Raw genomic sequence first — 14,439 nt, 5'->3', positions numbered from 1 at the left:
TATCACGTATCACCAATTGATTGAAGATCAGCTTTAGCTCTTTGTCGAAATGAATCTGTTTACCAATAAAAGGATCCTTGGGTTTATGATGGCAAGAGATGGCGATCGTGCAAAACGTCCATAGAAAGAGTATAAACTTGGTAGGTTTCATAGTTGTAAATTATAGGTTAGCGTAGTCGATAGTAGTGAATGGAGTATTACTCTTAGGGCTATATAGAAGCAACTGGTGTTTGGTTGGTAGAATAGTGCATAACTCAAAATATTCTTTAGTCTCAAATGTGTTGATGTAGTTTCCATCGATGTCAAAATGAAGAATTTTATTATATCCTTTGAAATCCCATCTACCTCTTTTGTCTTTAAACTTGGATACTTCAGGGTTATATGGGATATAGATATCCTTGCCATCCGTTTGTGCAAAGCTAAAATGCGTTTTCTTCCTGTCCTTTGTTATTTTATGAGAGCCATAAATCTGTTTGATCTCCTTGCCTTGGGTATCATATATTGAAAAAAGATGATAGTAATGGTAGTTTAAGAATATTCTATTATTACTGGCAGAGAAGAAATACTGAACATTATGATTGTCTATTTCTTCTGGAATCGTTATAATATTATTGATAGAGTCATTAAATAGATTCCCTTTTCCGATCGTTATTTCATAAGGGGGGCTCTCATAATTATTTAACTGATATTTAACACGTGAATTCAAGCGACAAATGCAACTTTTCTATCAAGTTTTAGCTTATTATACATTTCAATAGGCTTATGATATCCATATCTCTTACGAGGTCTATTATTAAGCTTAGCTTGTATCCAGTCTATTTCCTTTTGTGTTAAGTTCTCAAAAGAGCTTCCTTTAGGTATATACTGTCTAATCAATCCATTTAGATTCTCATTTGCACCTCTTTCCCAAGAATGATATGGATGAGCAAAGTAGAAGTCCACCTTTAGTGATTCTGCAATATGCTTATGCTCATAGAACTCTCTTCCATTATCAGATGTAATGGTGTGTATTAGATCTTTAAAGGGGGTTAATACATCAATAGTTTGCTTTGCAAGAGCTTTGGCATTCTTTCCATTTAATAACCTTATCCAGCACAGCCCTGTAGACCTGTCGTTAATAGTGAGAATTGCCCCTTTCCGGTTCTTTCCAATAATTGTGTCTATTTCTAAGTCTCCAAAGCGTTGTTTCTCTTCCACAATTTTAGGACGCTGGTCTATACTTACGCGACCTTCCATTTTGCCCCGAAATTCGTTCTTTGCACCTCTTCTGGAGTATTTCTTATGTTTGCGTCTCAATGACTTATAAATCTCTCCACCTGCAATCTTATCCTCCCAGATATAGGTGTATATCGTTTCATGTGACACACAAGAAATCCCTTTTAATTTACTTCTGCCATTAATCTGTTCTGGACTCAAGCCTTTCTCCAAGTAATGTTTAATATAGTCTTTCATCGCTCCATCTAATACAATCTGCTTTCGCTTGTTACGATGTCTTTCTCTACATAAAGCTTCTGCATAGATCGCACAATAACATCCAGTTTCTGGATTACTATTCCTTTTTACTTCCCTACTTATTACTGACTTGTTTTTGTTGATTGCAGAGCCTATCGATTCGAAACTAGCTCCTGTTGCAAGCATCAATTCAATTAAGTATCTTTGTTTTATTACGAGTTGTCCCATTTGCATTATTTCTTGGAGGATTTATCTGTAAATATTTGATGGACAAACTTAGTATAAAGGAGGAGAAATCCTCCTTTTTGTTTCTTCAATATTTACACACAAATAACACTCATAGTTATAATATTGTGTTGCATTTATGATTTGAATGCAAGACATATTACATTGTAATTCTTATACTAAAAAAGTGATCTTTATAAATATGAACTACAAGAATATCACTAACGATTCATTATTTGATGACGTTTTTAGGCTAGAGAAGCTTCAAGAAATGGGAGATCCTTTATATCGTTTAAATCAGGTTATCGATTGGGAGTTATTTCTCCCCATCTTAGAAAAGGTATATGAAAAAGATCGCAAAAGTAATGCTGGTGCTCCAGCTTACTGTCCTATTATGATGTTTAAGATTTTGATACTACAATGCTATTATAATCTTAGTGATTTTCAAACAGAATATCAGATTATTGATAGGCATTCATTTAGTCAATTCTTAGGTTTAGTTCGGAGTAGTTCTATACCAGACGAAAAAACAATTTGGCGATTTAGAGAAAGACTTTCAGTTCTAGATTTAGAAAGAGAACTTTTTGAACAGTTTCATCATGTATTAAATAATGAGGGTTTGCTTGTTTCTGAAGGTAAAATTGTTGATGCTAGTTTTGTGGAAGTTCCAAGACAAAGAAATAGCAAAAAAGAGAATGAATATATCAAAGAAAACAACTGTGCTCCAAAGGAATGGCATTCAAATAAGAATAAACTTCGTCAGAAAGATGTAAATGCACGTTGGGCGAAAAAACGTAATGAAAAACATTTTGGCTATAAGAATCATATCAAAATAGACAGTGATAGTAAATTGATTACAGATTATACTTCTTCAAGTGCTGAAGTTCATGACTCAAAAGCATTAGATTTACTCATTGGAGATGATACAGATCAAGATTGTAAATTCTATGCTGATAGTGCTTATACAGGAGAACGATGTGATAAGCTTATAGACGAAAGTAAAATGGAGAATAATGTAAATGAGAAAGGAGTAAGAAATAAACCTTTAACTGACCAGCAAAAGGAAAATAATAAAGAAAAATCAAAAACAAGAGCAAGAGTTGAGCACGTGTTTGGTTTTATGGAAAATAGTATGGGAAATTTGCAAATGAAGTGTATTGGATTTGAAAGATCAAGTACAATTATTGGGCTAATTAACCTCACATACAACTTGTTGGCTCTTTCCGAAACTTAGTGGGTATGCTACATGTTTAATTTCTATATAATAACTTCTAAAATAAGACATCATGTACGATTTATTAGCCTCAGCCTTACATATTGAATCTCCCTATTTTATTGATGGTATTAACTTAGACAAGGAATCCCAACGTTTAGATGTTTATATCGATTTTAAGAGAGGTTCTCGTTTTAGTCACAATGGAGAGGATAACCTACAGGTGCATGATACACGAAAGAAAACATGGCAGCATTTAAGCTTCTTTGAGTATAAGTGTTATTTAACTGCACGTGTTCCCCGTGTTATAAAGGGAGATGGTAATGTTGCTATTCTTGATATGCCTTGGGAAGGTGAACTACCTGGTTTTACACTGTTGTTTGAAGCATTATTAATGTCCTTAATTTCTTATATGCCAGTTCATCAGGTTGCACAAATGACAGGTGTTTATGATGATAAGCTATGGAAGTTGGCAACTTTGTATGTCGATACAGCAAAGGCCGAAGAAGACCATTCTGATATTGAGATGATAGGGGTTGATGAGACTTCTTGTAAAAAAGGGCATAATTATGTTACTTTGTTTGTAGACCTAAAAGAACGCAAGACAGTACATGTTACTGAAGGAAAAGGGGCAGAAACTATTGCTTCTTTTTGTAAGGTTATTCCACATTATCACGACCAAAATAAAGTGATCAAATCAAGTAAAATAAGTCATGTCAGTTGTGATATGTCTCCTTCATTCATTAGTGGCATAGCAACACACCTTCCAGATGCTTCCATTACATTTGACAAGTTTCATATTATGAAGATAATCAATGAAGCAGTAGATAAGGTTAGACGATCTGAAGCAAAAGATGAAGAGTGTCTAAAGGGGAACAGGTATTTATTCTTAAAGAACAAGACAAACTTCACCTTAAAGCAACAGCAAGCCTTTAAGGATCTTTCTATATCAAACAGTAAATTAAAGAGTTTCAGAGCACTCCGAATACGTGAAAGCTTTCAGGATATTTACACATACGCTAACACGGCAGAAGAGTTTGTGTGCTTATTAAAACAATGGTATTATTGGGCAACTCACTCTAGGATGGAGCCTATCATCAAGGCTGCCAATACAATTAAAAGACATTGGGATGGCGTTGTGCAATGGATGGAAACAAAGATAAATAATGGAATATTAGAAGGTCTTAATTCTGTGGTTCAAACAGTAAAAAGAAGAGCTAAAGGATTTAGGGACACTAAAAATTTCATCACAATGATATATCTTGTTACGGGTAAATTAGATTTTAGAAAGGTGAATAAGCATTGTTCTTTTTAATATGATTACCCATCAAATCTTGGAAAGAGCCAACTTGTTTAGGTATGAACAAATTATAAGATTAAAGTTAATGGTAAAATAACTGTGTCTACACTTTAAATACTGAAATGTAATACACTGATTATCAATAATTAAAAATACACACTATTATATGTGAGGTTTCCCAAATTTACCGAACATATAGGATCAAACAAAAAAACTAATTTTGAGAGGTTCCCATAAGTACTATTGGACGTAGCCTTCATAATAACACCGATATAATTGCTTTCATTTAGCATCTTGTAATGAAAAGGGAATATCTTTTTGTTTGTATACTGCGTTATTTCTTGAGGAAGATAGTGTTTTTCCTCAATTGCGTTATTAATGTCATAGTAGTAATAGAGACGTTTACTATTGTCTTGCATAATAAAACCATTTTCATATGGAACGGTTAAACTATAAAAAGAAATCTCTCCAGGTCCTTCTCCTAGTTTTCCTGTGACTCCTAGTGGTTTAAAGTTATCGATGTTATAGATATACAACCCCTTATCTCGTGCATCTATATCTGTAATAACAAGGTATTTGTCTTTTATATTGTCAATAAAAAAAGGATGCCCTAAAGGTTCTTTGTTTAATACCTCGACTGGAGTTTGTTTCACATTTATAACTTTTTGTTCAATATCACAAAGGTAAAGTGTGATGTTGTCATTGTTTGAATTGCAGGAGATTAGAATAAGCAAAAATAGGAGTGATAGATATTTCATAATCCTAAAGATGTGGTTTAAGATATTTGTATTTGATTAATGATTATAGATTAGTATAATCTATAGTGGTAAATGGTGTTTCACTTTTAGGACTATACAGAAGTAGTTGATGCTTGGTTGGAAGAATGGTGCATATTTTAAAATATCCTTCGGTTTCCAAAGTGTTGATATAATTGCCATTGATATCGAAGTGAAGAATTTTATTATATCCTCGGGTTCTTATCCGGCCTCTTTTGTCTTTGTATTTAGAATCGTCTAGGTTAAACGGAATGTAGATATCTTTACCATCCGTTTGAGGAATACTGAAATAGTTTTTCATTATATTCTTAGAAATATTATTATTTCCATAAATGTGTTTAGGGGGGCTCTCATAATTATTTAACTGATATTTAACATATTACATTGTAATTCTTATACTAAAAAAGTGATCTTTATAAATATGAACTACAAGAATATCACTAACGATTCATTATTTGATGACGTTTTTAGGCTAGAGAAGCTTCAAGAAATGGGAGATCCTTTATATCGTTTAAATCAGGTTATCGATTGGGAGTTATTTCTCCCCATCTTAGAAAAGGTATATGAAAAAGATCGCAAAAGTAATGCTGGTGCTCCAGCTTACTGTCCTATTATGATGTTTAAGATTTTGATACTACAACGCTATTATAATCTTAGTGATTTTCAAACAGAATATCAGATTATTGATAGGCATTCATTTAGTCAATTCTTAGGTTTAGTTCGGAGTAGTTCTATACCAGACGAAAAAACAATTTGGCGATTTAGAGAAAGACTTTCAGTTCTAGATTTAGAAAGAGAACTTTTTGAACAGTTTCATCATGTATTAAATAATGAGGGTTTGCTTGTTTCTGAAGGTAAAATTGTTGATGCTAGTTTTGTGGAAGTTCCAAGACAAAGAAATAGCAAAAAAGAGAATGAATATATCAAAGAAAACAACTGTGCTCCAAAGGAATGGCATTCAAATAAGAATAAACTTCGTCAGAAAGATGTAAATGCACGTTGGGCGAAAAAACGTAATGAAAAACATTTTGGCTATAAGAATCATATCAAAATAGACAGTGATAGTAAATTGATTACAGATTATACTTCTTCAAGTGCTGAAGTTCATGACTCAAAAGCATTAGATTTACTCATTGGAGATGATACAGATCAAGATTGTAAATTCTATGCTGATAGTGCTTATACAGGAGAACGATGTGATAAGCTTATAGACGAAAGTAAAATGGAGAATAATGTAAATGAGAAAGGAGTAAGAAATAAACCTTTAACTGACCAGCAAAAGGAAAATAATAAAGAAAAATCAAAAACAAGAGCAAGAGTTGAGCATGTGTTTGGTTTTATGGAAAATAGTATGGGAAATTTGCAAATGAGGTGTATTGGATTTGAAAGATCAAGTACAATTATTGGGCTAATCAACCTCACATACAACTTGTTTAGGTATGAACAAATTATAAGATTAAAGTTAATGGTAAAATAACTGTGTCTACACTTTAAATAATGAAATGTAATGCACTGATTATCAATAATTAAAAATACACACTATTATATGTGAGGTTTCTCAAATTTACCGAACATATAGGATCAAACAAAAAAACTAATTTTGAGAGGTTCCCTTTAATGATTTCCCCATGATTATTATATACGGAAAAAATATTATAGTGTTGGTAGCTCATCATTATTCTGTTTTTGCTTGCAGTGAAAAAATATTGCAAGTTGTGATTATCTACGTTTTTTGGTAAATCAATAAGATGTTCTATCGAATCGTTAAATATGTTTCCTTTGGCAATTTCTATTTCAAAGGTGCTTTGAGAAGTAATGGTTGCAACTGCTCCTATATAATCACTGTCATTTGTCATTTTTAGAGTAAATGGGAAATGCTTTTTATTAGGATATTTTGTTACCTCAGTTGGGAGATAATCTGATTCTATTTTAATCTGTGGAATATTAAAATAATAGAATAGATGTTTACTGCCATCTTTCATTAAAAAACCATCCTTATATGCTATTGGATTAAGGTAATATGATATTTCACCTGGTCCTTCTCCAAGTTTTCCTGTCCTATCAATAAGATTAAAGTTATTAATGTCATATATATATAATCCTTTATCCGCAGCTTCAACATCTTTGATTACAAGATATCTATTGTCAATATTCTTAATAGAAAAAGGATGTCCTAAAGGTTCTTTGTTTAATACCTCGACAGGAGCTTGTTTCACAGTAATAATGTCTTGTTCAATATCACAAAGGTAAAGTGTGATGTTGTCATTGTTCGAATTGCAGGAGATTAGAATAAGCAAAAATAGGAGTGATAGATATTTCATAATCATAAAGATGAGGTTTAAGATATTTGTATTTGATTAATGATTATAGATTAGTATAATCTATAGTGGTAAATGGTGTTTCACTTTTAGAACTATACAGAAGTAGTTGATGCTTGGTTGGAAGAATAGTGCATAACTCAAAATATTCTTTAGTCTCCAGTGTGTTGATGTAGTTTCCATCGATGTCAAAATGAAGAATTTTATTATATCCTTTGGAATCCCATCTACCTCTTTTGTCTTTAAACATGGATACTTCAGGGTTATATGGGATATAGATATCCTTGCCATCCGTTTGAGCAAAACTAAAATGCGTTTTCTTCCTATCCTTTGTTATTTTATGAGAGCCATAAATCTGTTTGATCTCCTTGCCTTGGGTATCATATATTGAAAAAAGATGATAGTAATGGTAGTTTAAAAATATACGATTGTTACTAGCAGAAAAGAAGAACTGTAAGTTATGATTGTCTATCTCTTTTGGGATATCTATAAGATTTTTTATTGAGTCATTAAATATATTTCCCTCTGCCACTTCAATTTCATATGTGCTATTTGAGGTAATGTGCCCTATCATTCCAACGTATGTACTATCAGAAGTCATCTTAAAATAAAATGGGAATAGCTTTGTATTGATAAACTTTGTTACGCTATAGGGAAGATATTCTAGGTTGTCTTTTATTTTTGTGATATCATAGTAATAGTATTGATACTTACCACTATCTTTCATCAAGAAGCCATTTTTATATTCACATGGTTGGTGGTAATATGAAATCTCACCAGGTCCTTCTCCTAGTTTTCCTGTGACTCCTAGTGGTTTAAAGTTATCGATGTTATAGATATACAACCCCTTATCTCGTGCATCTATATCTGTAATAACAAGGTATTTGTCTTTTATATTGTTAATAAAAAAAGGATGTCCTAAAGGTTCTTTGTTTAATACCTCGACAGGAGTTTGTTTCACAGTAATAATGTCTTGTTCAATATCACAAAGGTAAAGTGTGATGTTGTCTTTGTTCGAATTGCAGGAGATTAGAATAAGCAAAAATAGGAGTGATAGATATTTCATAATCCTAAAGATGTGGTTTAAGATATTTGTATTTGATTAATAATTATAGATTAGTATAATCTATAGTGGTAAATGGCATTTCACTTTTAGGACTATACAGAAGTAACTGATGCTTGGTTGGAAGAATGGTGCATAACTCAAAATATTCTTTAGTCTCCAGTGTGTTGATGTAGTTTCCATCGATGTCAAAATGAAGAATTTTATTATATCCTTTGAAATCCCATCTACCTCTTTTGTCTTTAATCATGGATACTTCAGGGTTATATGGGATATAGATATCCTTGCCATCCGTTTGTGCAAAGCTAAAATGCGTTTTCTTCCTGTCCTTTGTTATTTTATGAGAGCCATAAATCTGTTTGATCTCCTTGCCTTGGGTATCATATATTGAAAAAAGATGATAGTAATGGTAATTTAAGAATATTCTATTATTACTGGCAGAAAAGAAGAACTGTAAGTTATGATTGTCTATCTCTTGTGGGATATCTATAAGATGTTTTATAGAGTCATTAAATATATTTCCCTCTGCCACTTCAATTTCATATGTGCTATATGAGGTGATATGCCCTACCATTCCAACGTATGTACTATCAGATATCATGCTATAATGAAATGGAAATAACTTCTTATTTCTATACTTTGTTATTTCTTCAGGAAGATAGTTATTATTACGAATCGCTTTGTTTAAATCGTAATAATAGTATAGTAACTTGCTGTTATCCTGCATTATAATGCCGTTCTTGTATGGTGTCAATTCACTATAAAATGATATCTCTCCAGGTCCTTCGCCTAATTTGCCTGTGACTCCTAAGGGTTTTAAACTATTAATGTCATATATATATAATCCCTTATCTCGACTAGCCATATCTGTAATGAGAATATATTTGTCTTTGATATTGTCAATAAAAAAAGGATGTCCTAAAGGTTCGTTGTTAAGAATATCAACAGGCGTTTGTTTTACAGTAACAATGTCTTGTTCAATATCACACAGGTAAACAATATCCTCTACCTTGCTAGTTGAGCAAGATATGATTGATAAGGAAAATAGTAATAATAGATAGTGCTTCATAATTTATTTGTAGTGTGTTTATTGATTTAGTTTTCTTTTATTTAGGGATCATGAGAAGTGGTCAAATATTATAGATGTAGATTGTTTGTATAAATATGTAGTATCTATTCAAACAACTTTCAAAGTTTTGTCTTTTGTTATTCAAATTATTCCTGAGTCCATATCGACAAGTGTCAAAATGCATTTTATCTAGAATTAGGTAAAACTAGTGTCGATTGTTAATTCCAGTGTAATTTATATTTCGTAAACAAAAAACATTCTTCGGAATGGATTCATTTCTACTTATTCGCCATAAACAAAACCTTTCTCAGGCATTGTTAGAAGAGTGCTGCTATATGAAATCGTTGTTGGTACATACTCTTCATATGGACGTTCCTCTCCTCACATACACGATCCACTACTTGTTAGACAACCATTTTCACAATTATCATAATGCACCTCATCACCAGGTCCTGCAATTGCATTTACATATCCAAAAACTTCTCCTGTTGTAAGAATGCAAAGCAATAGTTATTTTTTCATTTAAGTTATTGATTAATTAACAAAAGTTAATTAATGTAAATGTATCGATTTGTATTGATTGATGCAATAGTTTGATGTGGAATTTTGTTCTAAAGTTGTGTTTTGATAGTTGAAATGGTGTAAAATGAATCAATTTATTATTGAGTGTTCAAGAGTACAAAACTTATTTGTTTCTAATTATAGCTTAGTGTAATCTATAGTGGTAAATGGCATTTCACTTTTGGCCATACTAAAGCAGTTGATGCTTGGTAGGATGAGTGGTGCATAGCTCAAGATATTCATTGGTCTCCAGTGGGTTGATGTTGTTACCATCGAAGTCAAAATGAAGAATTTAATGGCTCTTTCCGATATTTGGTGGATAACCATATGGCGTTGCAACCTAATCATCAATACAACGCTATATTCTCCAATCAAATTACGATAAACAGACCATCATTTATTGTAGGTATAATTTTTTTGACCCCGTAGCGATAATGTTTTCATCAAAAACAACATGACCACATATCATGATGGTTTCATAACGCTTTGGCATCTCCAAACTGATAGCATGACAATAGAATATTCATCTATTTAACATTTTTGATGAAGGAACTATCAATGAAGTATCCTTGAAGTATCAACAAACTACGAAGGAAACCCTATCTAAAATGTCGGTTATTTCTTAAAGTAGAAGCACTTTTCCGATCCAAGTTATCATAAGAACCGTAAACTACCTTAATGGGGTAATTCATGGTCTTTATGCCCCCCTTAGGAACACGCAGCTTCTGCTCGTCAACAGAATCTATTGCAATCACACTCCTGTATTCTCAATGCCACATATCGCCTTCACCAAAACAGCTAACATAGAAGAATTTAGATGCCTATGAAATCAGTGCTATGATTGGACAAGATATTCAAGATTGAAGAAGATAACGAATCATTCAAATATTATCCTAAAGGATACAACCTGCGAGATGATGACGTCTTAGATAAATAGAGATTCCTAAAGAACTCATTAAAGCCAGCTTCTCCTGAATAACATGCTACTATTCCATGCTTTTTCTTGGATATCATTCCAAGTACACTCGAAATTCCCTCACCCAAAATGGGAAATCGATGAATGAACTTCGAGTGAACTTTGAATGAACTTCGAGCCATCTCAGGAGAAAGGCAGGAGCAAGTAGCTTGTTGTTCAGAGCAAGGTGAGTTTCCATTATTGAGTAACATGCCGGTACATATGGTTGCAAAACTTATTGGTATAATATGATATGATGATCAATTATGGCCCTAAGTGTGTTGAAAAGACAGGGGCAACGGAAGATTATCAATGAGGCAGTAGATCGCCTAAGAGGTGAAGAGTCCAAAGACGAAGGATGTCTTAAAGGGCATCGATACTTATTCTTGAAGAACAAGAATAACTTTACACAAAAACAGCAACAGAATCTTAAGTGTCTTACGATATCAAATAGTAAGCTGAGAAGCTTTAGAGCTCTTCGTATAAAGGAAAACTGACAATTTTATCACAGTGATATACTTAGTTACGGACACGTTAGATTTTCGAAAGGTGAATAAGCATTGTTCTATTTAATATGGTTACCCACCAAATCTCGGAAAGAGCCAATTTTATTATATCCTTTGGAATTTGTTTTGTGTCATTGCCACGTTTTTTTTATTTAAATAGAGCTATGCAAGTATGCAATAGAAACTGCTTCCTCCAAATAGAGGATATGTATTCATCATCACAATGAGACAACATTCATACATATCTACATATCATGCTTTACAAAATCACACCTTATGGTATGTCGTTTCAAAGGAGTTCGTAATATGCGACCTTTTGTCCATAGTCTTTTTCTGAGTGTTTTGTTGAAAATTCACTCCCACAGAGCAGGAGTGATTGATTCATAGATTATAGAGAAAATTCAGTGGTAGTAAATGGATTGTCACTATTGGCTCTGTAGAGTATTATCTCTTTCTTGTTTGGAAGAACCACATATTGATCAAACGCATGGTCTGTTTTTAGTGTTTTATGGTAAGCTCCATTTTTATCGAAACAGAGGATTGTGTTGTAACCTTCATACTGCATTTTACCCATCTTATTCTTTTTATATATTGCAGCGGTTTGATGATCGACAAACAGATCGTTTGGAGTAAATTGAGCATGACGAAAATAGCAATGTGTTTCTCTTTTCTTCAGTGTCTTCTCTCCTTTGATAGTACGAATAAGCTCTCCGTTGGTATTGTATATTGCCAAGAAGTCATAAGGCGTGTAAGCAACACTAATTCGATCATCTCCTTTTTCGACATAACACAGGAGTTTCGATGGGTCCATGGATGTCTGGATGCCACTAATCTCGTTATAGTGAGGAGTAAAGATGTCACATCTCTCTTTGGTTATATCACCTTTTACTAAGTTAACCTCTAAAGCACCTTGCACTGTTTCGGACATACCTAACTGTGTGCCTATATACTGATCACCTTCTGTGATACGAAGTGAGGATAAGAACGTTTTCAATGGGCCATAGGTTACTGGTAGATAGTTACTATCTGCGATGGCCTCTTTTACATCGTAATAGTAGATCACCTTTTTGGCATAGTCTGTCATTAAAAAACCGTCATTAAAGGGAATCAGCTCACTATAGTTTGATATCTCTTGAGGTCCTTCCCCTTTTATTCCTGTTTGCCCTAAAACGGTGAAATTCTCTATGTCAAGAATTTGTATTCCACGATCGGTTGCAGCCCTATCAACCAATATTAGATACTTTGAGTTGATGAGTTTCATTTGATATAGTCTAGTTATATCGATATCGTTCAATGTCTTGTTTGGAATAGATTTAATCTCTACCAATTTGATTTCGACATCATTTAGAGCGTAGTTTTTAGTTAATACCTTTTTGTTCGTACAGCTCGTAATTACTGTCATTACAATAGCAGCCAATAGTAGTTTACTTTTCATCATTGGAATTGGAATTAAGCTTGTTTGTACATGTGAATATATGTCAATTATTGTGCCATATTTCTATGTTTTAAACCTCTTTCAATTACGAAAGACTTAAATAAAAAAGAGGCCAACATAAAGTGGCCTCTTCCGATGATTAGTATGTTGACTTTGTCAACTATAAATTATTTTAATGTCGTCCCAATCTTTTGACTGTACTGCGGGTTTACTTTTAGGATAATACTCTTCTCTTTCATGAATTTTAATGCCTTCTGTTGGTGGCTATTGAGTTTATTATCATGACCAGCATTGGCCACAGCCCATATTTGGTGGATATATTCATTTACCGCAGTAATTTTATCATATTTACCTCCCTCTTCTTTATTTTGTGTTTCGGTTTCATATGTTCCTGCAGTAATATCCGCGTCCATTGCTTCTCGTAACAGTTTTCCTTTGGTGAATTTAAAACTATCGTCAGATCGACTAAGTGCTTCTGTCATCGTATGGTATGTCTCTTCCCATAGCGCATTGAAAGGTTCTGGTCTCCATGTTGAAGATGAGAGTTTGTCAAATGTCCACCCTTTTCCTGTATAAGAGGCTAAATAAGACCATTTGTCTGTCTGCATGCTCATGGTATAGTATTTACTCTCTACAAATCTTGATCTAGATATTTTATTTACGAAGTTTTCTGATCCAATACAAAAAAGCATATGAGTTTTCAGTGCCTCAGATAGTTCATTTTTATCACTATCAATCACCCCGTCTTCATCTTGATCAAGGTAATTGCTGAACAGTTTTATTGTATGTTCCCATATCTCTTTGGAACTAGCACCTTCTGAATTTGTAGGCGTCTCATTACTTGCTACAATGTAGAAGCCATTGATTTCATGTATATAACTACATGTCTGTTTCAGATATTCATCTAGGTTTTTTGCCGATGAGGTATCATCACTCTTCTTACACCCTGTAGTGAATGCAAGGAGAAGTACAAATGTTAATAATTTTGTATTCATCCGTTGTAATTTAAAAAGGTTTAAGAATTAATGGTTGTTATACTATAGTTAGTCTTAAGATGACTGTGGATAATTACATGGTAAGGCGTAAAAATGTCAATTGTTAACTAATGTAGTCTTTTTGAAAAGGTGAGATATCAACATCGAATGATTACGATAGACCTAAATGGAGGGATTCTTCTTAAAGATTAACTTTTTAGAGAAGAGGAAGTTGATGGCATAAAAAAGGGTTTCTGTTTGAAACAGAAACCCTTCGTAGCGAGAGGCGGGCTTGAACCGCCGACCTCAGGATTATGAATCCTGCGCTCTAACCAGCTGAGCTACCTCGCCATTGCGGATGCAAATATATCTCTTTTTTTATTTCTGACAATAGTTCACATGAAAAAAGTCAGATTAAAATAGAAAGAGTTGTTTTAATGAAGTGTGATTAAGATATTTATTAGTTCAAAGAAATAACATGTTACATAAAGCGTCAGTTTATGTGTAACTTTTGCCTTATTTTTTTAAGTTTACCGAAAATGAAGAAAACAATCTTTGCTTAATTTTATAGAGCGTAACTTAAACTAAAATT

At 33.0% G+C, this 14,439-nt stretch carries 14 protein-coding genes and 1 tRNA gene; 4 read left to right on the top strand and 11 right to left on the bottom strand.

Going from position 1 to position 14,439, the window contains the following annotated elements:
* Positions 1–160: 160 nt before the first annotated feature.
* Both K5X82_08080 and K5X82_08075 read right to left on the bottom strand, forming a co-directional pair.
* Positions 161–706 (bottom strand): hypothetical protein, encoded by a 546-nt coding sequence (locus tag K5X82_08080; GenBank protein ID QZT38847.1) that lies wholly within the window; start codon positions 704–706, stop codon positions 161–163.
* Positions 703–1,680 carry an IS30 family transposase gene (locus K5X82_08075; protein QZT38846.1) on the bottom strand — a complete coding sequence of 326 codons (978 nt, stop codon included), beginning with the start codon at positions 1,678–1,680 and terminating at the stop codon, positions 703–705. Before K5X82_08075 ends, K5X82_08080 begins: the two co-directional genes overlap by 4 nt.
* 199 nt (positions 1,681–1,879) lie before the next feature.
* On the opposite strand from K5X82_08075, the gene K5X82_08070 reads away from it, so the two are divergent.
* Positions 1,880–2,911 carry an IS5 family transposase gene (locus K5X82_08070; GenBank protein QZT38845.1) on the top strand — a complete coding sequence of 344 codons (1,032 nt, stop codon included), beginning with the start codon at positions 1,880–1,882 and terminating at the stop codon, positions 2,909–2,911.
* 52 nt (positions 2,912–2,963) lie between these two features.
* Positions 2,964–4,205 carry an ISL3 family transposase gene (locus tag K5X82_08065; protein ID QZT38844.1) on the top strand — a complete coding sequence of 414 codons (1,242 nt, stop codon included), beginning with the start codon at positions 2,964–2,966 and terminating at the stop codon, positions 4,203–4,205.
* Between the two features lie 131 nt (positions 4,206–4,336).
* On the opposite strand, the gene K5X82_08060 is transcribed toward K5X82_08065, so the two are convergent.
* Entirely contained in the window at positions 4,337–4,948 is a 612-nt protein-coding gene (locus tag K5X82_08060) for a hypothetical protein (GenBank protein QZT38843.1), read from the bottom strand.
* A 43-nt stretch (positions 4,949–4,991) separates the two neighbouring features.
* Positions 4,992–5,267, bottom strand: a complete 276-nt coding sequence (locus tag K5X82_08055; GenBank protein QZT38842.1) for a hypothetical protein — start codon at positions 5,265–5,267, stop codon at positions 4,992–4,994.
* 120 nt (positions 5,268–5,387) lie between these two features.
* Between K5X82_08055 and K5X82_08050 the strand changes: the two genes are divergently transcribed.
* The gene (locus tag K5X82_08050; protein ID QZT38841.1) at positions 5,388–6,443 is read left to right on the top strand and encodes an IS5 family transposase; all 1,056 of its coding nucleotides are present in this window, start codon (positions 5,388–5,390) and stop codon (positions 6,441–6,443) included.
* Positions 6,444–6,492: 49 nt separating this feature from the next.
* Here K5X82_08050 and K5X82_08045 read toward each other — a convergent pair whose 3' ends face one another.
* The 4 genes from K5X82_08045 to K5X82_08030 all read right to left on the bottom strand — a co-directional run bounded on the left by K5X82_08045 (position 6,493) and on the right by K5X82_08030 (position 11,144).
* The gene (locus K5X82_08045; GenBank protein QZT38840.1) at positions 6,493–7,287 is read right to left on the bottom strand and encodes a hypothetical protein; all 795 of its coding nucleotides are present in this window, start codon (positions 7,285–7,287) and stop codon (positions 6,493–6,495) included.
* Between the two features lie 43 nt (positions 7,288–7,330).
* Positions 7,331–8,350 (bottom strand): hypothetical protein, encoded by a 1,020-nt coding sequence (locus K5X82_08040; GenBank protein ID QZT38839.1) that lies wholly within the window; start codon positions 8,348–8,350, stop codon positions 7,331–7,333.
* A gap of 43 nt (positions 8,351–8,393) precedes the next feature.
* A complete protein-coding gene (locus K5X82_08035) occupies positions 8,394–9,416 on the bottom strand; it encodes a hypothetical protein (GenBank protein QZT38838.1) in 1,023 nt (340 codons plus the stop codon).
* Positions 9,417–10,865: 1,449 nt separating this feature from the next.
* Positions 10,866–11,144, bottom strand: coding sequence for a hypothetical protein (locus tag K5X82_08030; protein ID QZT38837.1), 279 nt, complete (start codon positions 11,142–11,144; stop codon positions 10,866–10,868).
* Between the two features lie 54 nt (positions 11,145–11,198).
* Between K5X82_08030 and K5X82_08025 the strand changes: the two genes are divergently transcribed.
* Complete coding sequence (locus tag K5X82_08025) at positions 11,199–11,429, top strand: transposase (GenBank protein QZT38836.1); 231 nt, start codon at positions 11,199–11,201, stop codon at positions 11,427–11,429.
* 397 nt (positions 11,430–11,826) lie between these two features.
* Here the strand turns inward: K5X82_08025 and K5X82_08020 are convergent, their stop codons facing one another.
* The 3 genes from K5X82_08020 to K5X82_08010 form a co-directional block, all read right to left on the bottom strand.
* A complete protein-coding gene (locus tag K5X82_08020; GenBank protein ID QZT38835.1) occupies positions 11,827–12,876 on the bottom strand; it encodes a hypothetical protein in 1,050 nt (349 codons plus the stop codon).
* A gap of 164 nt (positions 12,877–13,040) precedes the next feature.
* Positions 13,041–13,868, bottom strand: a complete 828-nt coding sequence (locus K5X82_08015; GenBank protein ID QZT38834.1) for a hypothetical protein — start codon at positions 13,866–13,868, stop codon at positions 13,041–13,043.
* Positions 13,869–14,124: 256 nt separating this feature from the next.
* Positions 14,125–14,198 (bottom strand) — tRNA-Met (locus K5X82_08010).
* Positions 14,199–14,439: the final 241 nt, after the last annotated feature.

The organism is Prolixibacteraceae bacterium (genome assembly GCA_019856515.1).
Classification (GTDB): Bacteria; Bacteroidota; Bacteroidia; order Bacteroidales; family Prolixibacteraceae; genus Halosquirtibacter; species Halosquirtibacter xylanolyticus.
The sequence above is the reverse complement of the archived record's forward strand: the minus strand, read 5'-3'. Positions and strand labels throughout refer to the sequence as shown.